At 73.2% G+C, this 21,184-nt stretch carries 19 protein-coding genes; 12 read left to right on the top strand and 7 right to left on the bottom strand.

The window, feature by feature from the left end:
- Nucleotides 1-54 precede the first annotated feature (54 nt).
- On the bottom strand, nt 55-1,113 hold the full coding sequence (locus tag ACN261_RS07715) for a polysaccharide deacetylase family protein (protein WP_425849191.1): 1,059 nt from the start codon (nt 1,111-1,113) through the stop codon (nt 55-57).
- A 242-nt stretch (nt 1,114-1,355) separates the two neighbouring features.
- On the opposite strand from ACN261_RS07715, the gene ACN261_RS07710 reads away from it, so the two are divergent.
- The gene (locus ACN261_RS07710) at nt 1,356-2,048 is read left to right on the top strand and encodes a histidine phosphatase family protein (protein ID WP_421484611.1); all 693 of its coding nucleotides are present in this window, start codon (nt 1,356-1,358) and stop codon (nt 2,046-2,048) included.
- Between the two features lie 5 nt (nt 2,049-2,053).
- On the opposite strand, the gene ACN261_RS07705 is transcribed toward ACN261_RS07710, so the two are convergent.
- The 4 genes from ACN261_RS07705 to ACN261_RS07690 form a co-directional block, all read right to left on the bottom strand.
- Entirely contained in the window at nt 2,054-4,207 is a 2,154-nt protein-coding gene (locus ACN261_RS07705) for a peptidase domain-containing ABC transporter (protein ID WP_425849188.1), read from the bottom strand.
- Nucleotides 4,204-5,196, bottom strand: coding sequence for a TIGR04500 family putative peptide maturation system protein (locus ACN261_RS07700; RefSeq protein ID WP_425849185.1), 993 nt, complete (start codon nt 5,194-5,196; stop codon nt 4,204-4,206). The genes ACN261_RS07705 and ACN261_RS07700 overlap by 4 nt, the downstream gene beginning before the upstream one ends.
- Nucleotides 5,193-6,176, bottom strand: a complete 984-nt coding sequence (locus tag ACN261_RS07695; RefSeq protein ID WP_425849182.1) for an MvdC/MvdD family ATP grasp protein — start codon at nt 6,174-6,176, stop codon at nt 5,193-5,195. The genes ACN261_RS07700 and ACN261_RS07695 overlap by 4 nt, the downstream gene beginning before the upstream one ends.
- A gap of 68 nt (nt 6,177-6,244) precedes the next feature.
- The gene (locus ACN261_RS07690) at nt 6,245-6,415 is read right to left on the bottom strand and encodes a putative ATP-grasp target RiPP (protein WP_425849179.1); all 171 of its coding nucleotides are present in this window, start codon (nt 6,413-6,415) and stop codon (nt 6,245-6,247) included.
- Between the two features lie 133 nt (nt 6,416-6,548).
- Between ACN261_RS07690 and ACN261_RS07685 the strand changes: the two genes are divergently transcribed.
- The 5 genes from ACN261_RS07685 to ACN261_RS07665 all read left to right on the top strand — a co-directional run bounded on the left by ACN261_RS07685 (nt 6,549) and on the right by ACN261_RS07665 (nt 12,912).
- Entirely contained in the window at nt 6,549-7,943 is a 1,395-nt protein-coding gene (locus ACN261_RS07685; protein WP_421484607.1) for a helix-turn-helix transcriptional regulator, read from the top strand.
- A gap of 345 nt (nt 7,944-8,288) precedes the next feature.
- The gene (locus ACN261_RS07680; RefSeq protein WP_421484606.1) at nt 8,289-9,770 is read left to right on the top strand and encodes an endo-1,4-beta-xylanase; all 1,482 of its coding nucleotides are present in this window, start codon (nt 8,289-8,291) and stop codon (nt 9,768-9,770) included.
- Between the two features lie 132 nt (nt 9,771-9,902).
- Nucleotides 9,903-11,444: a cellulose binding domain-containing protein gene (locus tag ACN261_RS07675; protein WP_425849177.1), complete on the top strand. Its 1,542-nt coding sequence runs from the start codon at nt 9,903-9,905 to the stop codon at nt 11,442-11,444.
- 370 nt (nt 11,445-11,814) lie between these two features.
- On the top strand, nt 11,815-12,588 hold the full coding sequence (locus ACN261_RS07670; protein WP_421484604.1) for a hypothetical protein: 774 nt from the start codon (nt 11,815-11,817) through the stop codon (nt 12,586-12,588).
- A gap of 177 nt (nt 12,589-12,765) precedes the next feature.
- On the top strand, nt 12,766-12,912 hold the full coding sequence (locus ACN261_RS07665; protein ID WP_204925343.1) for a hypothetical protein: 147 nt from the start codon (nt 12,766-12,768) through the stop codon (nt 12,910-12,912).
- On the opposite strand, the gene ACN261_RS07660 is transcribed toward ACN261_RS07665, so the two are convergent.
- Nucleotides 12,902-13,480, bottom strand: coding sequence for a helix-turn-helix domain-containing protein (locus ACN261_RS07660; RefSeq protein WP_421484603.1), 579 nt, complete (start codon nt 13,478-13,480; stop codon nt 12,902-12,904). The two genes, ACN261_RS07665 and ACN261_RS07660, sit on opposite strands and share 11 nt — an antisense overlap.
- Nucleotides 13,481-13,527: 47 nt before the next feature.
- Here ACN261_RS07660 and ACN261_RS07655 point away from each other — a divergent pair, with 47 nt between their 5' ends.
- On the top strand, nt 13,528-14,313 hold the full coding sequence (locus ACN261_RS07655) for a class I SAM-dependent methyltransferase (protein ID WP_421484602.1): 786 nt from the start codon (nt 13,528-13,530) through the stop codon (nt 14,311-14,313).
- Nucleotides 14,314-14,390: 77 nt separating this feature from the next.
- Here ACN261_RS07655 and ACN261_RS07650 read toward each other — a convergent pair whose 3' ends face one another.
- Nucleotides 14,391-14,705, bottom strand: a complete 315-nt coding sequence (locus ACN261_RS07650) for a hypothetical protein (RefSeq protein WP_421484601.1) — start codon at nt 14,703-14,705, stop codon at nt 14,391-14,393.
- 610 nt (nt 14,706-15,315) lie between these two features.
- Here ACN261_RS07650 and ACN261_RS07645 point away from each other — a divergent pair.
- The 5 genes from ACN261_RS07645 to ACN261_RS07625 are packed head-to-tail and all read left to right on the top strand — an operon-like array spanning nt 15,316 to nt 21,179.
- Nucleotides 15,316-17,184 (top strand): RiPP maturation radical SAM C-methyltransferase, encoded by a 1,869-nt coding sequence (locus ACN261_RS07645; protein WP_421484600.1) that lies wholly within the window; start codon nt 15,316-15,318, stop codon nt 17,182-17,184.
- Complete coding sequence (locus ACN261_RS07640; RefSeq protein WP_425849172.1) at nt 17,181-18,551, top strand: DUF5825 family protein; 1,371 nt, start codon at nt 17,181-17,183, stop codon at nt 18,549-18,551. Before ACN261_RS07645 ends, ACN261_RS07640 begins: the two co-directional genes overlap by 4 nt.
- Before the next feature lie 59 nt (nt 18,552-18,610).
- Nucleotides 18,611-18,958 carry a MoaD/ThiS family protein gene (locus tag ACN261_RS07635; protein WP_421484598.1) on the top strand — a complete coding sequence of 116 codons (348 nt, stop codon included), beginning with the start codon at nt 18,611-18,613 and terminating at the stop codon, nt 18,956-18,958.
- Nucleotides 18,955-20,169, top strand: coding sequence for a cytochrome P450 family protein (locus ACN261_RS07630; RefSeq protein WP_421484597.1), 1,215 nt, complete (start codon nt 18,955-18,957; stop codon nt 20,167-20,169). The genes ACN261_RS07635 and ACN261_RS07630 overlap by 4 nt, the downstream gene beginning before the upstream one ends.
- Nucleotides 20,166-21,179, top strand: coding sequence for a 2-dehydropantoate 2-reductase (locus tag ACN261_RS07625; protein WP_425849168.1), 1,014 nt, complete (start codon nt 20,166-20,168; stop codon nt 21,177-21,179). Before ACN261_RS07630 ends, ACN261_RS07625 begins: the two co-directional genes overlap by 4 nt.
- Nucleotides 21,180-21,184 lie beyond the last annotated feature (5 nt).

Genomic DNA, 21,184 nt, shown 5'->3' with positions numbered 1-21,184 from the left:
CCGGTTGGTCGGGAGGTGCCTGCGGCCCCCCGGATCGGGGTGGCCGCCCACCGGTCAGCCGGTGGTGCAGGACCGGATCTGCGGCCGGGCGCCGCTGTTGCCGTTCATCATCGTGGTGAAGCCGAAGGTGTTGCCACTGCCGTTGGACCGCATCGTCATCACGTAACCGGTGCTGTCCCAGCTGGGGGTGCCGTTCCAGGTGGTGTTGACCTTCTGCGGCGCGGTCAGCGCCACCACCACCGTCCAGTTGCTGCCGCCCTGGACCGTCACCGAGGTGTTGTACCGGTCGCCCCACACGTTCGGGTACGTCGCCGTCGCGGTGCACGTCCCACCGGCCGGCGGGGTGGTCGGGGTGCCGGTGGGCGGGGTGGTCGGGGGGTTGGTCGGCGGGGTGCCGTCCGGGGCCACCGCCCGGCCGGTGCTCGGCGAGATCATGCCCGGGCAGAGGCCACGGCTGTTCAGGTTCGCCATGATCTGCCCGATCGCGTCACGGGTGTTCTGGATGCCGTCGTGCATCAGGATCACCTGGCCGTTCTGGAGCCGGCTGGCGTTGGAGACGATCTGGCTGACGCTCGCGCCGTTCCAGTCCTGGGAGTCGACGTCCCAGATCACCTGGCGCATGCCGAGTGACGAGGCGACCGACTGGAGGGTCGAGTTGGTCTCGCCGTAGGGCGGGCGGAACAGCTGCGGCCGTACGCCGGTGGCCGACTGGATCGCCGAGTTGGTCTGGGAGAGGTCGGACTGCATCTGGCTCTGACCCATCGAGGTCATGTGCGCGTGGTTCCAGCTGTGGTTGCCGATCCACATGCCGGCGTCGACCTGGGCCCGGGCGGCGGACGGGTTGCCCTGCACGTTCTGTCCGACGTTGAACATGGTCGCCCGGACGTTGTTGGCGCGCAGCACGTTCAGCAGCGCGCCGGTGCTGCCGGTCGGTCCGTCGTCGAAGGTGAGACCGACGTAGCCGTTGCAGGCGGCGGCGCTGGACGGGGTGGCGGAGACCGCGACGCCGACGGCGCCCAGCGCCGCGGTGGTGGCGAGCACCGCCAGCCGGACGGTCAGGCGGGAGGCTCGGGAGCGGGACGGGTGACCGGAGCCACCGGTGCTGGAGATCATGCGCAGGTCCTCCTGGGGGCGGTGCTGCCTGGGGATGCGGGGTTCTATCGAGATACGTTGATGTCGCTGTGAATCGGAGTATTGCAGCGGCATTTCGAACGCGTCAACGACTTTCGGAAACTTTCGGAAACGTGTTCGGTCGGGGGTGTCGAGGCCGGCGAGCTGCCGGGTACCGCCGTCGTTGCGGCGGCGTCCCGCCGCCCGGGGTCGCCCCGCACCGGCTGCTGCCGGACAGTGGAACGGTGGACACCGTCGCGGAGTTGACCATCGTCCGGCACGGGCAGAGCGTCGCCAACGTCGCGTTCGCCGAGGCCCACGCGCGGGGTGTCGCCGCGCACGGGCTCACCGGACGCGACGCCGACGTCCCGCTGTCGCCGCTGGGCCGGCAGCAGGCCACCCGGCTCGGCCGCTGGCTCGCGGCGCAAGCCGCCGACCGGCGACCCGACCACGTCGTCTGCTCGCCGTACCGGCGGGCCCGGCAGACCTGGGCCCGAGTCGCGGACACCGCCGCCCTCGGCGTCACCCCGGCGTCGGTCGACCTCGACGGGCGGCTGGTCGACCGGCTCATGGGCGACCTGGAACTGCTGACCCCGCTCATGATCGCCGAACGGTTCCCCGCCGAGGCGGCCCGGCTCGCCGCCGACGGCCTCTACGCCTACCGACCACCCGGCGGCGAGACGTTCGACGACGTCGCCGCCCGCGTCCGCGCCGCCCTGACCGACCTGCACCGCCGGCACGCCGGCCGCCGGGTGTGGGTGGTGGCCCACGACGCCGTGGTCGTCGCCGCCCGGCACGTCCTGGAGGGGCTGTCGTTCGCCGACCTCGACGCGATCCTCGCCACCACCCCGGTCGCCAACACCTCACTCACCCGCTATGCGTCCACCCACGGCCGCCTCGACCTCGTCGAGTTCGCCGCCGTTCCGCACGCGCCGTGACCGGCTCAGCGGACCGGATCGGGCCACGACCGGACGGCACCGGGCACCCCGGCCAGCCGGGCGAACGGTCCCCCGGCGGCCAGCAGCACCCCCGGCGGTCCGCACTCCACCAGCCGCCCCCGGTCGAGCACCAGCACCAAATCGGCGTCCGCGACCGTCGACAGCCGGTGCGCGATCACCAACCGGGTCACCGGCAGCGCCCGCAGGTTCGCCTCGACGGCCGCCTCGGTCACCGTGTCCAGCGCGCTGGTCGCCTCGTCCAGGATGAGCAGGGCCGGGTCGGCCAGCAGCGCGCGGGCCAGCGCGACCCGCTGCCGCTGCCCGCCGGACAATCCGACGCCACCGTCGCCGAGGTGGGTGTGCAGCCCCATCGGCAGGGCCGCCACGTCGTCGTGCAGCACGGCCAGCCGGACCGCCCGGTCGACGGCCGCGTCGCAGGCATCCGGACGGGACAGCGTCAACGCCTCGCGCAGGGTGCCCGCGCCGAGGTACGTCTCCTGCAGGACCACCCCGATCTGCCGGCGCACCGAGGACAGGTCCAGCGTGGCGAGGTCGTGGCCGTCGACGTGGATGCGCCCCTCGGCCGGGGCGTACAGCCCGGTCAGCAGGCCGACCAGGGTGCTCTTGCCGCTGCCGGAGCCGCCCACCACCGCCACCTTGCTGCCGGGCCGGATCACGGCGGTGACGTCGCGCAGCGCCCACGGCGACCGCCTGTCGTACCGGAAACCCACCCCGGTGAGGGTGACCAGCCCGGTCAGCCGGGGCGCCGGCGCGCCCGGGGTGGGCTGCTCGACAGGCGCGTCCACGATGTCGGCCAGCCGGTCCATGGTGGGGGCGAGCAGGGTGAACGACGGCAGCCGCTGGGCCAGCGCGACCGCCGGGGTGACCGCGGCGACCGCGAGCGCGGCCAGGCCGGCGGCCCGGCCCGGCGAGTCGGCCTGCCGGACCGCGACCAGCAGCATCAGCACCGGGCACGCCATCGACCAGGCGGCGAGCAGCGCGTCCGCGACCGCCGTCAGCCGGGCCAGCCGGTGCGCCGCCGACACGCCCCGGTCGAACGACTCCTGCCAGCGCTCCCGCACCCGCTGCTGGGCCCCGGCGACCCGGATCGCCGCCATGCCCTGCACCGCCTCGGAGAGCCGGGCCGCCTCCTCACCGGAGGCGAGCAGTTCCTCCCGTTGCAGCGCGCCCGAGCGGCGGCCGACCCACAGCGCCGTGCCCGCCTGCGCGGCGATCACGGCGGCGGCCACCAGCCCCAGCACCGGCGCCAGCACGGTCACCACGGTCAGGTAGCCGACCACCAGCAGTCCGTCCAGGGCGGTGGCGACCAGCGCCGAGGCCAGCAGGTCCCGGACCCCGGCCACCGCCCGGACCCGGTCGACCAGATCGCCGGCCGACCGGCGGTGGAAGTACCGGTAGACCACCTCGAACAGCCGGTGCACCGTCTCGGTGCCGAGCCGGCTGCCGATGCGCCGTTGCAGGCTGGTCACGGTCAGCCCCCGGGCCAGGGACAACGCCCCGGTGAGCAGGGCCAGCGCGGCGACGGCGGCGAGCCAGGTCGCCGCCGGCGGCGCGGCGGCGTCGATGAGCGCGGCGGTCGCCCACGGCACGGCCAGGCCGGTCGCGGTGAGCAGCACCGAGGTCGCCGCCAGCAGCGCGAGCAGCCCGGTGTGCCGGCGCAGCACCGGCAGCAGCAGGCCGCGTACCGGCGACGGTGCCGGGGGCGTCGGCGGGGCGGGACCGTCGGGCGCGGCCAGCAGCACCACCCCGGTGGTGCCGGCGCAGAACTGGGCGGGGGAGAGCCGTCGGCGGCCCACCGCCGGGTCCACCACGTCGACGCCACGGCGGCCGATCCGCTCCACCACCAGGTAGTGGTCGCCGTTCCAGTGGGCCAGCAGCGGCATCGGCAGCTCCCGCAGCCGGGTGGCGTCCCGGCGCAGCGCCGGCAGGGCGATCGCCCGGCAGCGCAGCCCGTGCTGCTGCGCCTCGTCGCGCAGGTCGCGCAGGCTCAGGCCGTCCCGGCCGGCGTCGAGTCGGGCCCGCAGGTGCGACACCGGGACCGCCCGGCCGTGGGCGGCGAGCAGCATGGCGAGCGCGCTGGGCCCGCAGTCGGTGGCGGCGACCTGCAGCACCACCGGCACCCGTCGCCGGCCGGTCACCGGACCCGGGTCGTCCGGTCCCGGGGCAGCCAGAACCACTCGACGTCGGTGCCGGCCCGCCGCTGCGCCAGCCACTCGTCGAACATGGCCCGCTCGACCAGCGCCCGGGTGTCGTCGTCGAGGACGGCCGGCTCGCGGTCGACCACCACGGCCGTCACCGCCGTACCGGCGATCGTGGTCGGCACCGGTCCGGCGGCGTCGCGCAGCTCCGGCGGGGCCGCGACCGCCACCGTCCGCAGGGTGCCGGCGGCCCGGCCGGCGCGGACGGCGGCGGCCACCGTCGCGAGCGCCGTCGCGCGGTCGGTGGGGGGCGTCCCCTCGGCGGCCCAGACGATCAGGAGCCGGTCGAACGTGGACCGGTGCGCGGCGAACCACTCCGGCAGCCGGTCACCCACCACCCGGGCGCGGAGCCGGGCGACCGCCACGGTGTGCGCGATCAGGTCGGCGAAATCCTCGGCGGAGAGCCCCCGCCCGGCGAGCCACCGCGCGGTCGACTCGGCGTCGAGCAGGCCCTTGGCCCGGCGGTACGCGTCGGCCGCCGCCTGGAGTTCGTCGTCGTCGACCTCGACCGGGTGCCGCTCCAACTCCTCGGCGACCAGGCCGGTGTCGACCAGCCTGGCGAGCACGTCGTGGTCGTACCAGAGGAAGTCGAGGGCGGTGAGCGCCTCGCCTACCCGCAGCGTCCGGGTGCCCACCCGGGCGAGGTGGTGGTCGGAGTGCCGGACCGCCCCGCGCAGCGGCCACGGCAGGGCCGGCGTCGGACTGTACGCCACGGAGACCGTGCCGGCCGGTTCGCGCAGCAGCACGTCGAAGGCGACGGACCCGTCGGCCACCTCCTCGTCCCGCACGACCGCCGGATCGGCCCCGGGCCAGCGTTCCCGCAGCGGGGTGAGGCGTCGACGGGCCTCGGGCAGGCCGGCGCGGTCGGCGGTCAGTTCCCGTACCAGGGTGACGGCGGCGTCGAGCAGCGCCGGGTCCAGAGTGGTCATGTGGTGGCTCCGGGGGTGGGGGCGGGCGTGGTGAGCAGGTCGACCACGGCAGCGGTGATGGGCAGCCCGGTCTCCTCCTCCACCCACAGGTACTGGCCGCTGGGGTTGATCTCGATGTAGACGTACCGGCCGTCGGGCGTGACGATCAGGTCGAGGGCGCTGTAGCGCAGGCCGAGCGCGCGGGTCAGCGCCACGCACCGGGCGGCGACGTCGGCGGGCAGGTCGTAGCGGCTCAGCGGGGTGTTGCGGTCGTCCTGGCGACGCCAGTCGTGCCGGGCGTGGTTGGACCGCTGGGAGTCGATGGCGGCGGTGAACACCCGGTCGCCGACGACGGTGACCCGCAGCTCGACCCGCTTGGGCACCCGTTCCTGCGCGATGAGGGGACAGTGGCGTACCCCGTTGACGTGGCCGACGTCGCGGTGGGTGACCGGTTCGGTGTACCGCATCAGCTCGTCACGCAGGCTGGTCAGCCCGACCTGCTTGGTGATCATCCGGCCGCCGGTGTGGTCGAACAGGTCGAGCACGTCGCGGGGGTCGTTGCCGACGGCGGTGGCCGGCACGTCGAACCCGAGGCGCAGGGCGAGCTGGAGTTGGCGGACCTTCTGCTGGGCCCGCAGCACCACCGGTCGGGGGGCGGGCAGCGCCGGCACGTCGAGGGTCTCCCAGACGTCGCCGACGAACTGCCGGCTCTCCTCGACGACGAAACCGGCGTGGGGTTCGTCCAGGTGGGACGGGGCGACCGGCACACCGGGCCGGCGGAACCAGACGGCGGTCACCGCGTCGAGGTCGACGGTCCCGTCCGGGTCCGCGTGCCGGACCAGGGTACGGGTCAGCCGGCCGTCCCGGACGGTCACCGACAGCGACGCACGGGACGGTACGTCGGCGGGGTCGAAGCGGACCCAGCTGACGCCGCGCCGGCCCAGCTCCACCTCTGCCGCGTCGGCGTGCACGTCGTCGGGGGCGGTCAGGATGAGGATCATGGGTACTCCGGACGGGGACCGCCGACGGCCCGGCCACCGGGGTGGGCCGGATCGCCGACGGTGACGGATCAGAAGTCGGTGTCGGTGTCCGGTCGACCCCCGTTGGGGATGTCGTCGATGGTCTTCGACGAGCCCGCCCCGTTGCGGGGCAGCCCACCGAGCATCCCGGCGAGCTGCTCGTCGGCCAGCTCCACCCCGTCGGCGGGAATGGTGTCGATCTGTACGGTCCTGCGCTTCATGGTGCTACCTCTATCCGTTCGCGAACGCCCCACCGGCCGGCTGGACCGGCAGGTGCATGCAGTGTCGGTGCACCGGGGTGGCCCCGGCACCGGGGAAATCCCCAGGGTTGGCCCCGGGTTCTACGCTCAGCCGGTGTCCACCGAGATCACGGCCGAGCGCCTGCTGTCGGCGGCCGACCGTGCCGACCCGGACGAGGCCGCGCGCCTGCTGTTCCGGGCCTTCCTCACGCTGTCCCGGACCACCGACAGCGATCGGTTGCTCCCCCTGCTGACCCGGGTCCGGCAGGCCCACGAGGCGAGCGGCTCGGCGCGTACCGCACTGATCTACCGCACCCTGGCGGGGACGGCGGCCACCCGGGCCGGCCTCGCCGAGGGCCCGGAGCACCTCGACGCCGCCGTACGGATCTTCGACGAGCACGCCTTCGGCGACGACCCGGTGCTGGTGGAGTGCGCGTTGACCGCCGTGATGACGCTGATGCGTCCGCACGAGGCGCGCCGGTTCGCCCCGCTGCTCGCCGACCTGGACCTGCCGCCGGCCGACCGGGCCCGGCTGCTCGCCCTGGTCGGGGTCGGTGACTGCTGGGCGGGGAACCTGGTCCGGGGGCAGGCCGAGTTGCGGGAGGCGGCCCGGCTGGCCGCGCAGTGCGGCACCCCCGACGTGCAGGCCGAGGCGACCTCCTGGCTGGCCAAGTGCGACGCGCTGCGCGGTGACCTGGACGATGCCGCCGTCCACCTGGACCAGGCCCGCGAGTTGGCGGCCCAGGTCGGTTCGGCCTGGGTGGCCCGCCACCTGCCCGAGTGCACGGCCGCGCTGGCGTTCGCCCGGGGCGACCGGGAGACCTGGGCCGGGCTGCTGGAACTCGTGGTGGCCCGGGACGTCGGGGTGACCGCCGGCCTCCAGTACGAGCACCGCTGGGAGTTGGCCACCCACCACGCCCTCGCCGGCCGGTCCCGGCTGGCCGGCGACCTGCTCGCCGGGATCGACGACCCGCCCGCCTCCTGGCCGGGCGGACCGGTGCTGCCGGCGTGGCGGGACTGGATCCTCCAGCCGGGCCCGGCCACCACGGCGGCCCTCACGGCGGCGGTGGACCTGCTGACCCGCCCGGTCGAGCAGCTGCTCGCCGCCCGGGTGGCCTGGCTGCTGGGCGTGCACCACGGGCGGGCCGGCCGGCGGGGCGAGGCGGCCCGGCTGCTGGAGCAGGCGTGCGCGGGGTACGCCCGGACCGGTGCCGCCGGGATGCTCACGCTGGTGATGCGGGACCTGCGCTCCCTCGGCACGTCCGCGGCGGGTGCCGGTGTCCCGCTGGTCGCCGACCCGCCGTTCCCGGTGCCGGCAGGGGAGGCGACGCTGACCGAGGCCGAGGCCCGGGTCGCCACCGCGATCGCCAACGGGCTCAGCAACCGGGAGGCGGCGCAGCGGCTCTTCGTCTCGGTGAAGACGATCGAGTTCCATCTGGGCAACATCTTCCGCAAGCTCGGCGTCCGTAACCGTACGGAGTTGGCGGCCCGGCGGGCGCGTACCCGCTGAGCGTGCCACCGGTCCGTGGTCGGGCCGTCGCGCAGGGTCGACACCCGCCGGACCGGGCCGGACACCTGTCGCAGATCGAATCCATTCGATATAGCATCACGGCAGGGCAGCGTCACCCCGCACGGGCGTAGGACGCGGAGTGTTCGCCATCCACCGGGCGGACCGGGCAGCCGACCGGTGGTCACCGACGAGGGTGCGGCCGGGTCGACACCGGCTCGACGCCCCACTGTGACGTGCTGGTCCCGCCGCAGGCGCGGTGTCCCGGTCGTCGATCCCACGAGCGGTCGACCGGTCGCGTGCCCGTCCGGCGGTGACCGGACGGAACACCGAGGAGGAAACGCACAGATGAACGACGTACCCGCTCGACCGCAACGCCGTACCAGGAGGGCCAGCCGGCTGCTGCTGGGCGGCGCCTGCGCCCTGGCGATCACCGTGTCGTCGATGGCCGTGGCGACCCTGGCCCACGCCGACCTCAGCGGACCGCCCGGGACCACGCTGAAGGCCGCCGCCGAACGCAGCGGCCGGTACTTCGGGGCCGCGATGGGGGCGGACCGGCTCAGCGACTCCGGCTTCCTGAACATCGCCAGCCGCGAGTTCGACATGATGACGGCCGTCAACGAGATGAAGCCGGACGCGACCGAGCCCAACCCCGGGCAGTTCGACTTCAGCAGGGGTGACGCGATCTACAACTGGGCCACCCAGCGCGGCATGCGGTTCCGGGGCCACACCCTGGCCTGGCACGCCCAGCAGCCGAGGTTCTGGGGCAGCCTGAGCGGCAGCGCGCTGCGGCAGGCGATGATCAGCCACATCAACGGCGTGATGGCCCACTACAAGGGCAAGCTCTACGCCTGGGACGTGGTGAACGAGGCGTACGCCGAGAACGGCACCCGCCGCTCCTCCAACCTCCAGTCCACCGGCAACGACTGGATCGAGGTGGCGTTCCGCACCGCGCGGGCCGCCGACCCGTCGGTCCAGCTCTGCTACAACGACTACAACATCGAGAACTGGACGTACGCCAAGACGCAGGGCGTCTACAACATGATCAAGGACTTCAAGGCGCGCGGCGTGCCGATCGACTGCGTCGGTCTGCAGACCCACTTCACCGGGGGCAGTTCGCTGCCGGGCAACTTCCAGCAGACGCTGTCCAGCTTCGCCGCCCTCGGGGTGGACGTGGCGCTGACCGAGGCCGACGTCACCAACGCCTCGACCAGCCAGTACCAGGGCCTGACCCAGGCGTGCATGAACGTCCCGCGCTGCGTCGGCATCACCACCTGGGGCATCCGGGACAGCGACTCCTGGCGGGGTAACGAGAACCCGCTGCTGTTCGACCGCAACAGCAACCCGAAGCCGGCGTACACCGCCGTCCTCAACGCGCTTAACTCGGCCTCCACCACGGTCCCGGGCACCTCGACCCCGCCGCCCACCACCCCGCCGACGACGCCACCGACCACCCCGCCCACCACGCCGCCGACCACCCCACCGACCAGCGCTCCGCCGACCACGCCGCCGCCGACCGGGCAGCCGGGCGGCTGCACCGCGACGTACCGCACGGTCAGCAGCTGGACCGGCGGCTTCCAGGGTGAGGTGGTCGTGGCCAACACCGGCTCCACCGCCATCACCGGCTGGACGGTGCAGCTGACGCTGGCCAGCGGGCAGACCATCGCCAACGTCTGGAACGGCAGCAACACCGGCACCAGCGGCACGGTCAGCATCCGCAACGCCTCCTACAACGGCACCATCAACCCGAACGCCTCGACCACCATCGGTTTCCTGGTCAACGGCAACAGCAGCACCGCACCTGGCAATCTCTCCTGCACCGGCTCCTGACAGCGGGCCGTCCGGACGCCGGCCGTGGCCCGGGGCATCCGCTCCGGGCCACGGCCGGCGTCACGCCGCCTGTCGATTCTTGCCGATGCTTCTGCCTGTTCCCGGAGCGGCGGAGTCACTTGACTCAGGGTCATGACGCAAACCTGGAACGCGACCCGCCGCTCGGTGGTCGCCGGCGTGCTGCTCGGCGCCACGGTGGTGGTCGGTCCGCTGACGGCACCCTCGAGTGCCGCCCCCAGCCAGCCGTTCGGCGCGCCGGCGACCGCGCCGACGGCCGAGAACGACCGCTCCATCCTCGACCTGATCCCGGCGCAGACCCGGGACCGGATGCTCGCCCAGGCACCGCTGGTCGACGCGGCCAACGTCGTGCGCACCGCCGTCGAGGCCGGCACGCCGCGTGGCTACGCCGGTATCGGCCTGGTGGACGACCACGTCACCCTCTGGTGGAAGGGCACCCTGCCCGGTGACGTCGCGGCGGCGGTGGCGACCGCACGCCGTACCGCCCCGGTGGAGGTCGTCGGGGCCACCTACTCGCGTGCCGAGCTGAAGAGGGCGGCGGCGAAGCTGACCCCCGTCGTCGACGCCGACCCGAAGGACGCCGCGCACGCCGTCCGGCTGCGGACCGACGGCTCCGGGATCGAGGTCGCCGTCGACCCGAAGGCCGGCGCCAAGCAGCCGAAGCTGCCGTCGACCGGGGTCAGCACCCGCACCGTCGTGCGGGAGCGGATGGTCGAGCGGTCCCGGTACAACGACTCCGCGCCGTACGACGGCGGCATCGGCATCGGGCTGACCACGTACGCCTGCACCGCCGGCTTCGGCGTCCGCAACCACACCACCAACGTGGGCTACCTGCTCACCGCGGAACACTGCGGCCCCATCGGTCAGCCCTGGCACGTCGGGTGGAACACGAACACCAACAGCGGCACGCTGATCGGCTACTCGGTGGCCAGCAACGACGACCACGACACCATGCTGGTCTCCACCTCCTCGCCGGGCGGCCACATCTACGTCGGCGGGCAGAACGACGAGGTACGTGCCCAGGTGACCGGCTGGACCGAGGTCTTCCCCGGGCAGCTGCTCTGCCAGTCGGGGTACACCTCGGCCGGTGAGATCGGCGGGCCGGTCTGCAACCTGCGGGTCGACTTCCACTACGACGACATCGAGGACCTGGTCGAGGCCACCCAGCTCGACGGCGACGAGTCGGCCCGGGGCGGCGACAGCGGCGGGCCGGTCTACTCGGTCAACGCCAACGGCACCGTCCTCGCGGCGGGCACCACCACCCGGTCGGCCGGTCCCGGCTTCGGCTTCCAGGACTTCGCCACCGCCCGGGACGACTACGGCGACATCCGGCCGGCCACCACCCTGGCGAGCAGCTGCCGGGTGTCGTACGTGGTGACCAACTCCTGGAACACCGGCTTCAACGTCAGCGTCACCGTCTACAACGACGGCCCGGCCGTCAACGGCTGGTCGCTCGGTTGGACCTTCCCCGGCAGCCAGCTGGTCCAGGGCCACTGGAACGGGGTCTTCCAGCAGACCGGCGCGGCGGTCACGGTGGGCAACGAGAGCCACAACGCCAGCATCCCCACCAACGGGGCGGTCAGCTTCGGCTTCACCGCCAGCGGGTCCCCCACCGTCCCGGCACCGTTCACGCTCAACGGCACCACCTGCAACTGACCGGCCCGGCTGCGGTGCAACGCCGCAGCGGATGAGCACCCGAGGGCCCCGCCGGGCTGACCGGCGGGGCCCTCACCCGGGTCGCCGGTCAGCCCGGCCGGTCGCCTCGCCGGGGTGAGCTGTGCTGATGGTTGTCGATATTGCTAGGGCGGGACGGGCGTGCTGGAATGGCTCACAGCACCGCAGCACGGGGGCAACCGCGCTGGGGAACCGGTGTACGCGGGAGCAGCGCGGTGCCGGCCGCACGTCGTCTCGACCGGCGCGTGCCGTACGCCGGCCACCGCCACGACGACTGGCGGTCGACCCGCCGGCCGGCAGTTCCACCGGCCCGCCCATCCGGCAGCGATCACCCCCTTCCTGGAGGACGACCATGCGCAGTTCCCTCGCGGTACTCACCGCGGCCCTGATCCTCGGCGTCACCGCCGGCAGCGTCCCGGCCGGTGTCTCGGACGCCGCCCCGCGCACGTGCCACCGCGACCTGTTGTTCTGCGAGGACTTCGAGCGCCTGCCTCCCGGGGGGCCGGGCACGTTGAAGTGGGGCGTCGACACCCGCCACGGCACGCTCACGGTGGAGCGCGCCAAGCACGGCAACCAGGTGCTGCACGTCCGGACCGTCGACAACGGCCGGGCCTTCCTGCGCGTCGACGACTTCGCCGCGCCGGGCAACCGCTTCTACGGGCGGATGCGGCTGCGCGTCGACGCGTTCCCCACCGCCCCGGACTGGGCGCACTTCACGCTGGTGGAGGCGACCGGCAGCGGCAGTTCGGAGGTCGTCCGCCCGATCGGCGGCCAGTACGCGCCCACCGTCCCCGGCACCTTCTGGGGGGTGGGCGCGGACGGCGGCCCGACCGGCGACTGGACCAACTGGCGGGAGTCAGCCCCGGTCGTCGAGGACACCTGGCAGTGCTTCGAGTGGAAGCTCGACCCGACGGACAACCGGGTCGCGGTGTGGATCGACGGGGTGGCGAACCCGGAGCTGACCGCCTCCACCACCGACCACGGCGGCAACGACGTCCCGTTCGTCCTGCCGACGGTGGACACCGTGAAGATCGGCTGGCAGCTCTACCAGGGCGGCACGACGCCTGGCGAGTTCAACCTCTGGATCGACGACATCGCGCTGTCCACCAAGCGGCTCGGCTGCTGACACCCGGCTGCGGCGACCGCCGACGGGCGGTGCCGGCCGGGGGCCGAGCGGTCCCCGGCCGGCACCGTCCGGTCCGGAGGGTCGGGCACCCGGTCCTGCGCCGGACACGGGTTTCCCGACCGGGTCGGTGGGAGTAGAGACGGCACCGTCCGTCAGCCCACCGTCGAGGAGAGTGTCATGTCGGTACAGGCGTTCCTCTATGTCGTCGCGGTCATCCTGATCGTGCTCGCCGCGCTGCCCATCCCCAGCCGTGGCGTCTCGCTCGCCCTGCTCGGGGCGGCGTGCGCCCTGCTGGCCTACGCCTGGCCGGTGATCACCGGTTGACCGGCGGCGGGTGGTGGTGCGGGCCCAGGTGACTGCGCTCGCCCTCGTGGTCGAGGATGCAGAGGATCTCGGCCGGGCCGTCGTGCGCGCCGAACGCGTGCGGGACCAGGGTGGAGAACTCGGCGGCCTCGTTGGTGCCGACGAGGATCGTCCGCTCGCCGAGGCGCAGCTCGACGGTGCCGGACAGCACGGTGAACCAGTCCCGCCCCGGGTGCACCCGCAGGTCGGTCGGGACGTCCCGGGTGATCCGCAGCTTGGCGACCGTCTGGTTGCTGTCCCGGGACAGCAACCAGGTGGTGACGCCCCGGTTCTCGTCGCAGTGCGGGCGGATCACGACGTCGTCGTCGGCGTCGGACCCGACCAGCCGGTCGAGCGTGATGCCGAGCACCCGGGCGATGGTGGCGACCTGGTCCAGGGCGATCCGGCGGTGCCCGGTCTCGATCCGGCTGAGCGTGGAGGGGCTGATCAGGCAGCGTCGGGCCAGTTCCTCCAGCGACCAGCCGCGCGCCAGCCGCAGGCTGCGTACGCGCTGGCGGACCAGGTCCTCCAGATCCCTGTCTTGCTTCATGCGCAAGATGCTATGCCGCACGGGCATGGCCCGGCTACCGTCGCCCCATGGCACACGACCACCTGATCGAGCTGCTCGACCTGGACGCCGAGGTCCTGCACGACTACTTCCGCGACGTGATCGGCTGGGTCGGCCGGGAGGCCGTCGGGCAGCCCCACGTGGTCGACCTGGGGGCCGGCAGCGGCACGGCCTCCCTCGCCCTCGCCCGGGAGCTGCCCGGTGCCACCGTGACCGCGGTCGACCTCTCCCCGGAGATGCTGGCCCACCTGCGTTCCCGGGCCGACGCCGCCGGGCTGGGCGACCGGATCCGGACCGTGCAGGCCGACCTCGACCGGCCCTGGCCCGACCTCGGGCCGGCCGGGGTGATCTGGGCCGCCGCGTCCCTGCACCACCTGGCCGATCCGGCGACCGCGCTCGCCTCCGCGTTCGGCGCGCTGCGGCCGGACGGGCTGCTGGTGGTCGCCGAGGTGGACGCGTTCCCCCGCTTCCTCACCGGCACGCCGGGCGAGCAGGTGGAGCGGCGGGTGCACGACGAGGCGGCGAAGCGTCGGCGCGAGGCGGGCCTGCACATGCACGAGAACTGGGGGGAGCGGATGACGCAGGCCGGCTTCCGCTCGGTGACCGAGCGGCGCTTCGACATCGACCTGCGCCCCCCGTTGCCGGCCGCCGCCGTCCGCTACGCACAGGTCTCGCTGGGCCGGATGCGGCACGGGCTGGCGGACCGGCTCTCCCCGGCCGACCTCGCCGCCCTCGACGCGGCCGTGGCGGAGCTGCCGGGCCGCGACGACCTCAGCGTCCGGACCGAGCGGACGGTCTGGCTGGCCCGCCGCTGAGCACCGGGCCCGCGCCGGTCCGACGGTGGACCGGCGCGGGCCCGCAGCCGGATCGGTGCCCGCAGCGGCCGGGCGGGTCAGGCGCAGCCGCGGTACTGCAACGCGGCGTCCTTCATGTACGCCCAGAGCGGCAGGCCGTTCCAGTAGTCGTAGGTCAGCGTCCAGCCGTTGGCGGTGTTGCCGGTCGGGCCGGTGACGACCTGCCCGTAGCGGCGGGTGCCGTACAGCGTCGCCTCGTTGGGCGCGGTGTACATGCCCGCGTAGTCCCAGACGACGGTGAAGCTGCTCGTCGTGCAGGCCGCCTGCGCCGTCCCGGCCGGTGCCAGGGCCGTCAGGGTCGTCGCCGCCACGCCGGCCGCGAGCGTACGCAGCAGATGTCGCCGAATGGTCATCGTGTCCTCCGCCGGATCGTCGGGGGTGTATCTGTCTCTCGGAGGCTAGACCATCAGTCGGCGGTCGGGGGGCCGGTCACGGGTGCCCCCCCGTGCGGGCGGTCCGCCGCGACAGCGCCGCAGTTCCGATCAATTATTCCGATGGCGGTTGACCATTCAACATCTGCCCTGGCAGAAATTGCTGAAGCGTGCCTCATGCTCGCATTCGCCATTATCGAGAATGTCGGAGCCGAGAATCCCACGGGTCCTTGTCTGGCGACAACTTCACTTGACCGTCATCAATTCCAGCGTTAACGTGTGTTAAGGCTGGAGGTCGTACGACAGGGCTGACGTGATGGCGGTCCGGCAGTGCGACAGGCCCGGTGGCGAGCGTCGGCCACCCCGCCCGGGACGGCGCAGCAAGCCGGCCGACAGCCACCGAAAATTGCTCCGAACGCCTCCCCGTGTCCCCCCTCGCGGCACGGGCCGGCGCGCTGCGGCAGCGCACCGGCACATTGTCGGTGAACCACCGCGGAAAAGATCGGGCAGCGGTCTGCGAATTGCGGTGCCGCGTGCCCCGTGAGAGGACCGAACATTATCGACCGCGACGGAAGAAGCTGGGTGGAATACCGTGAAGCTCCTGATGGTCGCCATGCCCTGGCAGGGTCTCGACACCCCGTCCAGCGCGCTGGGAATCCTGGGGCAGTGTGTCCGGAGGCACGCCGCCGACTGGGAGATCGACGAACTGTACGCCAACCTCCGGTGGGCCGAGCACCTGCTCGTCGAGAGCGGCGGCACCCTCACCCCGACCGACTACGGCAACGTGGCGGACCAGGTGTTCCACGGCGTCGGCGACTGGGTCTTCACCCCGGCGCTGTACGACGTCGACAGCTACCGGGTCCCCGAGTTCGCCGAGTTCCTCAGGCAGCGTGGCGTGGACCCGGACGCCCCCGTCGCGATGCAGCGGTACGCCCGCGGGTTCGTCCGACGGCTCGCCGAACAGATCGCCGCCGACCCTCCTGACCTGGTCGGCTTCACCAGCACCTTCATGCAGAACGTGCCCTCCCTGGCGTTGGCGCGGGAGTTGAAGCGACTCGTGCCGGGCATCCGCACCGCGATGGGCGGCAGCAACTGCGACGGGCTCCAGGGCCCGGCGCTGCACCGCAACTTCCCCCAACTCGACTTCGTGCTCAGCGGCGAGGGCGAACGCTCGCTGCCCATGCTGCTCGACCGGATCGCCTCGGGCGCCGACCTCGCGGACGTGCCGGGGCTGAGCTGGCGGCATGAGGGTCGGACGGTGGTGAATCCGCCGGCACGTGGCGCGCTGCCGTTCGCGATGGTGCCCGCGCCCAACTACGACAGCTACTTCCGGGCCCTGGCGGAGACGTCGTTCGCGCCCCAGGTCCGGCCGATGGTGGTCCTGGAGACCTCGCGGGGTTGCTGGTGGGGTGAGGTCCACCAGTGCACGTTCTGCGGGCTGAACGGATCGAACATCGACTTCCGCAGCAAGGCCCCCGACCGCATCGCCGGTGAGGTGGTGGAACTGGCGCAGCGGTACCGCGTCCTGGACCTGATCATGGTGGACAACATTCTCGACATGAAGTACCTGAACACGGCCATTCCGGCGATGGCCGCCCTCGACTGCGACCTGCGGGTGCACTACGAGATCAAGTCCAACATGACCCGGGAGCAGTTGCGCGCCCTGAAACAGGCGAACGTCACCTACGTACAGCCCGGCATCGAGAGCCTGAGCAGCCACGTGCTGCGCCTCATGGACAAGGGCGTCAGCGCCGCGCACAACGTCCGGATGCTGCGCGACGGTCACGACCTCGGCCTCAACGTCACCTGGAACATCCTCTACGGCTTCCCCGGCGAGACCGAGGACGACTACCGGCGGCTGCTGGGCAAGTTCGCCACCCTGGAACACCTCCAACCGCCGACCGGAGCCTGGCGGATAGCGCTGGAACGCTTCAGTCCCTACTTCGAGGACCCGACCCAGGGGTTCATGTACCGCCGGCCGGCCGAGATATACGACTTCATCTACCAGGTCCCACGCGACGAGCTGTACGACCTGGTCTATCTCTTCGACACCCGCGACCAGGGCATCGTCGGCCCGATCGAGGACGAGCTGAAGCAGGGCGTCGAACGCTGGGCGCAGGCGTACCGGGGCGGCGACCTGTCCTACCGGGTCGACGACCGGGGCCGGGTGACCATCGAGGACCGCCGGGCGAGCTGGCCCACCGAGACGATCGAGCTGGACGACGTCCACAGCAACGTCTACCTCGGCATGTTCCAGGTCGCCGGCCGGGCGGGCATCGCCCGACGGCTCGCCGACAGCGGGCACCGGGTCACCGCCGACGGGCTCGACCGGATGCTCCGCTGGTTCGTCGACCGTGGCCTGGCCTTCGAGGACGAGGAACGGTACGTCGCCGTCGCGCTCGACGTCGACCCGTACCGGCGGAAGCTGATCGACGGCAGGGAGGTGGTGGCGTCCCGATGAGCACGTCACTGACGATCGACGACCTACGGGCCCCCGGCACACCTGTCCCGGCGGGCGGGCGGCCGGCCATGCTCACCCTCGACCCGGCGGAGCTGCCCACCAGCGGGGAGTTCGCGGAGCTGCTGACCCGGGTCCCCGTCGGCGGGGTACGGCTGGCGGAACCCGTCGACCTGTCCACACTGCCCGACCGGACCGCCGCGCGGATCGTCGCGTTGCTGCGCGAGTGCTCCTCGATCGGCGTACCGGTCACCTGGTCGCTGGTCCTGGACGCGCAGCGGCGGCACCTCGTGCGGCACCTCGACCACCTGCCCGCCCCCGTGCGGGCCACGGTGCGCGGCAGCGGGACCACGGCGGTCGACGGGTGGCGCTCCACCCGCACGTTCGGCCTGCTCCACTTCCGTCGGGGCCCGGGGTTCCTGGCCGTCGTCGACCAGCGTCACCGGCCCGTGCGCCGGCTCGTCCTGGACGACCCCACCCGGATCGACGTCTTCCTCCGGGCGCTGCCGGGCTGCCCGTGGGCCGAGCTGACCGCCGGGCCGGCCGAGGCCGCCGCCGCCCGCCGGCTGGTGGACGACGGGCTGCTGCTGCGCCTCGGCGACCACTGCGTGACCCTGCCGGTGCACATGCGGTCGTGGCCGCTGGGCGCGGCCCTGCTGGGCGGCACCCTGGCCTCGGCCGGGAAGAAGCGCGACGACGCGTCCGACCCGGCCGACGCGGACCCCGTCCCGGGCGGGCCGGGCGACCTGCCCCGGGTGGTCCGGTTCGCTCCCGCCGCCGCGCGCCGCTTCGTCGCCGACGCCGTACGGGAGTACCGGCGGTGTCTGGACAGCCGGGACGCCGACGGCGTGCCCCACCACCCGCCCCGCGCGTCGGCGCTGCTGTTCGGGCAGGTGGACGACGCCGCGATCACCGTCACCGACATCGAGTTCGTGCCGAACGTCCGGGGGCGGGACGAGAGCGTCATCGCCGAGTTCGAGGAGCGGATCGCCCCCCGCTTCGGCGAGGTCTACCGGGACACCGAACGCGGGTTCTGGTGCGCCGACGAGGGGGTGCTGCGGGCCATCAAACAGCACTCCGTGAACGGTCGGGAACTGCTCGGCTCGGTGCACTCCCACCCGAACTGGCACGAGATCGGCCCGCCGCACGAACGCCGGCAACGACTCAGCGAGCAGCCCACCGGGATGGACGAGTACCTGTTCCGCCAGTCCGGCTGGCCGGTGAACGTGATCTGGTACGTCCGGGCCAGCGGTGACCGGCTGATCCACCGGGTGGCGGGGTGGCGGCCCGGACCGCAGGGGTGCGAGCCGCTCGACGTACGCCTGCCGGCGGAGCTGCGTACCGAGATCGAGATCGAGTTTCCACCCTGACCACCGTGCCGCGACCGCGCCGGTGACGTCAGGAGACCTGTCCAGGAGGGAACCCAGTCATGTCCGAATCTGCCCACGGCACCGGCACACCGTCGCCGGTGCCCGTCGTGACCGTCAAGGTCCCGGCGGCCTTCCACACGCTGACCGGCGGTCGGCGGCTGTTCTCCGTCGAGGGCGACAGCATCCGCGAGGTGCTCGTCCGGCTCGACCGCGCCGCCCCGGGGCTGCTCGACAAGATCGTGGACGGGGACCAGCGGGTCAAGCGCTACGTCAACGTCTACCTCAACGACGACGACATCAGGGGCCTCGACGGCCTGGAGACGAAGGTCGGCCGGGACGACCTGGTCTGGATCATCCCGGCGGTGGCCGGTGGCAGCGGCGAGCCGGGAGGCCGGGGGTCACGATGACGGAGGTGCTGCCCACGACGTACTTCACCGATCCGGGGGACTCGCCCCACGCGGCGACGACGGAGCTGCGCTCCCGGTGCCCGGTGCACCGGATGGACGTCCCGCCCGGCGCCGAGGCGTACGCCGTCCTCGCGAACCGGGTCGTCGAGGAGGCGTTCGGCGACCCACGCCTGTCCAAGCAGATCGAGAACCTGCCCGCCCGGTACCGGGACAAGGCGGCGACCAACAGCCTGCTGGTCGTCGGCAACCTGGGCTTCGCCGACCCGCCGAAGCACACCCGGCTCAAGAAGCCGATCAGCCGCGCGTTCCTGCCCGCCGTGGTCGCCCGGCTCCGGCCGCGCATCCAGGCCGTCGTCGACGACCTCATCGACGCGTTCCCCGACGGCGGCGAGATCGACCTGGTGACCGCGTTCGCACTGCCGTTGCCGCTCATCGTCATCTGTGAGTACCTGGGCATCCCGGTGCAGGACCGGCCGCTGTTCCAGCGGTGGAGCTACGTGCTCAGCCAGGACCCGTTGCAGCACGCGGAGAGCGAGCTGAAGGCGGCGAGCGACGAGTTCTCCGACTACTTCACCGCCCTGGTGGCGCAGCGGCGGGCGAACCTCGGCACCGACCTGCTGAGCGAACTCGTCCGGGCCCGGGACGACGACGCGCTCACCGACCGGGAGTTGCTGTCGACGATCCTGCTGCTGATCATCGCCGGGCACAAGACGGTCGCGAACATGGTCGGCAACGGCACCCTGCTGCTGCTGCGGCATCCCGACCAGCTCGCGATGCTGCGCGCCGACCCCGACCTGATCCCCGGGGCGATCGAGGAGATCCTGCGCTACGAGGGGTCGGCGGGCTGGGCCTCGCTGCGGGTCGCCACGCAGGACATGTGCCTCGGTGGGGTGGACATCGCCCAAGGCAGCTTCGTACACCTGTCGCTCTCCGCCGCCGGCCACGATCCCGAGGTGTACGACGACCCGGAACGGTTCGACGTCACCCGTTCGCCGAACCGGCACCTGTCCTTCGGCCACGGCACGCACTTCTGCATCGGGGCCCCGCTGGCCCGGCTCCAGGGCGAGATCGCCTTCGCCACCCTGCTGCGCCGCCTGCCGGACCTCGCCCTCGCGGTGCCCGCCGACAAGGTGGTCTGGGTGGCGGACAGCTCGCTGAGCCGGGGCCTGGAGGCGCTCCCCCTGCGGGTCGGCAGGCGGTTGCCCCGATGACGGCCCGGTCGCGGGTGGACGCCGGTGCGGGTCGTACCGACGCCGGGCCGGCGGGCGGGGACGGCCCGCCGGTGGGCGCGAGCATCGCCGTGGTCGGGGCCGGCGGCGTGGGCGGGCACCTCGGTGGCCGCCTCGCCGCCGCCGGGCACGACGTCCGGTTCCTCGCCCGGGGTACGACGCTCGCCGCGTTGCGCCGCACGGGGTTGCGGGTCACCGGCGACGCGGGGGACTGGGTGGCCCCGGCGCTGCGCGCGTCGGACGACCCGCACGACCTGGGTCCCGTCGACTACGTGCTGCTCTGCGTCAAGACCCCGCACCTGCCCCCGGTCCTGGACGCGCTGGCCCCCCTGGTCGGCCCGGACACCGGGGTGGTCACCGTGCAGAACGGGGTCGAGGCGCCGGAGCAGGTGGCGGCCCGGCTCGGCCGTGCCCGGGTGCTGCCCGGCCTGGCCCGGGTGGTCGCCACCCCCGCCGCGCCGGGCGAGGTGCGCTACCACGGTCCGCCGGGGGCGCTGGGCTTCGCGGAGTGGGACGGTGGCACGTCCGACCGGGTGCTCCGCCTGCGCGGGCTGCTGCGCGGGGCGGGGGTGGACGTGCTGGAACCGGGCGACATCTGGGCCGCGCTGTGGGCGAAGTTCCTGCTGGTGGTGCCCGTCGGCAGCCTCGGCGCGGCCACCGGCGGGGCGACGGTCGGCGAACTCCGTTCCCGTCCCGGCACCCGCCGGATGCTGGTCACGGGCATGCGCGAGATATACGAGACCGGAATTGCGCTCGGAATCGCGCTGCCGCCGGACGCGGTGGATACGGCGGTGGCGCTTATGGACCGGCAACCGGCGGACAGCACCACCTCGCTGCAAAGGGACATCCTCACCGGGAGACTGTCGGAGTTCGATGCCTGGACGGGTGCCGTCGTCCGACTGGCCGGGCGGGCCGGACGGCCGGCACCGCTGCACGGGATGCTGCACGAACTGCTCGCCACGCGCATATCCCGGACCGTCGGGCAGAAGTGAGGGTG

The sequence above is a fragment of the Micromonospora sp. WMMD723 genome (genome assembly GCF_049863385.1).
Classification (GTDB): Bacteria; Actinomycetota; Actinomycetes; order Mycobacteriales; family Micromonosporaceae; genus Micromonospora; species Micromonospora wenchangensis.
This window is presented reverse-complemented; position numbering and strand designations above follow the sequence as displayed.

What these genes read in the sequence shown, in the direction of transcription:
- ACN261_RS07715 (WP_425849191.1), bottom strand. Translation starts at nt 1,113, where the DNA reads ATGATCTCCAGCACCGGTGGCTCCGGTCACCCGTCCCGCTCCCGAGCC.
- ACN261_RS07700 (WP_425849185.1), bottom strand. Translation starts at nt 5,196, where the DNA reads ATGACCACTCTGGACCCGGCGCTGCTCGACGCCGCCGTCACCCTGGTA.
- ACN261_RS07695 (WP_425849182.1), bottom strand. Translation starts at nt 6,176, where the DNA reads ATGATCCTCATCCTGACCGCCCCCGACGACGTGCACGCCGACGCGGCA.
- ACN261_RS07690 (WP_425849179.1), bottom strand. Translation starts at nt 6,415, where the DNA reads ATGAAGCGCAGGACCGTACAGATCGACACCATTCCCGCCGACGGGGTG.
- ACN261_RS07680 (WP_421484606.1), top strand. Translation starts at nt 8,289, where the DNA reads ATGAACGACGTACCCGCTCGACCGCAACGCCGTACCAGGAGGGCCAGC.
- ACN261_RS07675 (WP_425849177.1), top strand. Translation starts at nt 9,903, where the DNA reads ATGACGCAAACCTGGAACGCGACCCGCCGCTCGGTGGTCGCCGGCGTG.
- ACN261_RS07670 (WP_421484604.1), top strand. Translation starts at nt 11,815, where the DNA reads ATGCGCAGTTCCCTCGCGGTACTCACCGCGGCCCTGATCCTCGGCGTC.
- ACN261_RS07665 (WP_204925343.1), top strand. Translation starts at nt 12,766, where the DNA reads ATGTCGGTACAGGCGTTCCTCTATGTCGTCGCGGTCATCCTGATCGTG.
- ACN261_RS07660 (WP_421484603.1), bottom strand. Translation starts at nt 13,480, where the DNA reads ATGAAGCAAGACAGGGATCTGGAGGACCTGGTCCGCCAGCGCGTACGC.
- ACN261_RS07655 (WP_421484602.1), top strand. Translation starts at nt 13,528, where the DNA reads ATGGCACACGACCACCTGATCGAGCTGCTCGACCTGGACGCCGAGGTC.
- ACN261_RS07650 (WP_421484601.1), bottom strand. Translation starts at nt 14,705, where the DNA reads ATGACCATTCGGCGACATCTGCTGCGTACGCTCGCGGCCGGCGTGGCG.
- ACN261_RS07640 (WP_425849172.1), top strand. Translation starts at nt 17,181, where the DNA reads ATGAGCACGTCACTGACGATCGACGACCTACGGGCCCCCGGCACACCT.
- ACN261_RS07635 (WP_421484598.1), top strand. Translation starts at nt 18,611, where the DNA reads ATGTCCGAATCTGCCCACGGCACCGGCACACCGTCGCCGGTGCCCGTC.
- ACN261_RS07630 (WP_421484597.1), top strand. Translation starts at nt 18,955, where the DNA reads ATGACGGAGGTGCTGCCCACGACGTACTTCACCGATCCGGGGGACTCG.
- ACN261_RS07625 (WP_425849168.1), top strand. Translation starts at nt 20,166, where the DNA reads ATGACGGCCCGGTCGCGGGTGGACGCCGGTGCGGGTCGTACCGACGCC.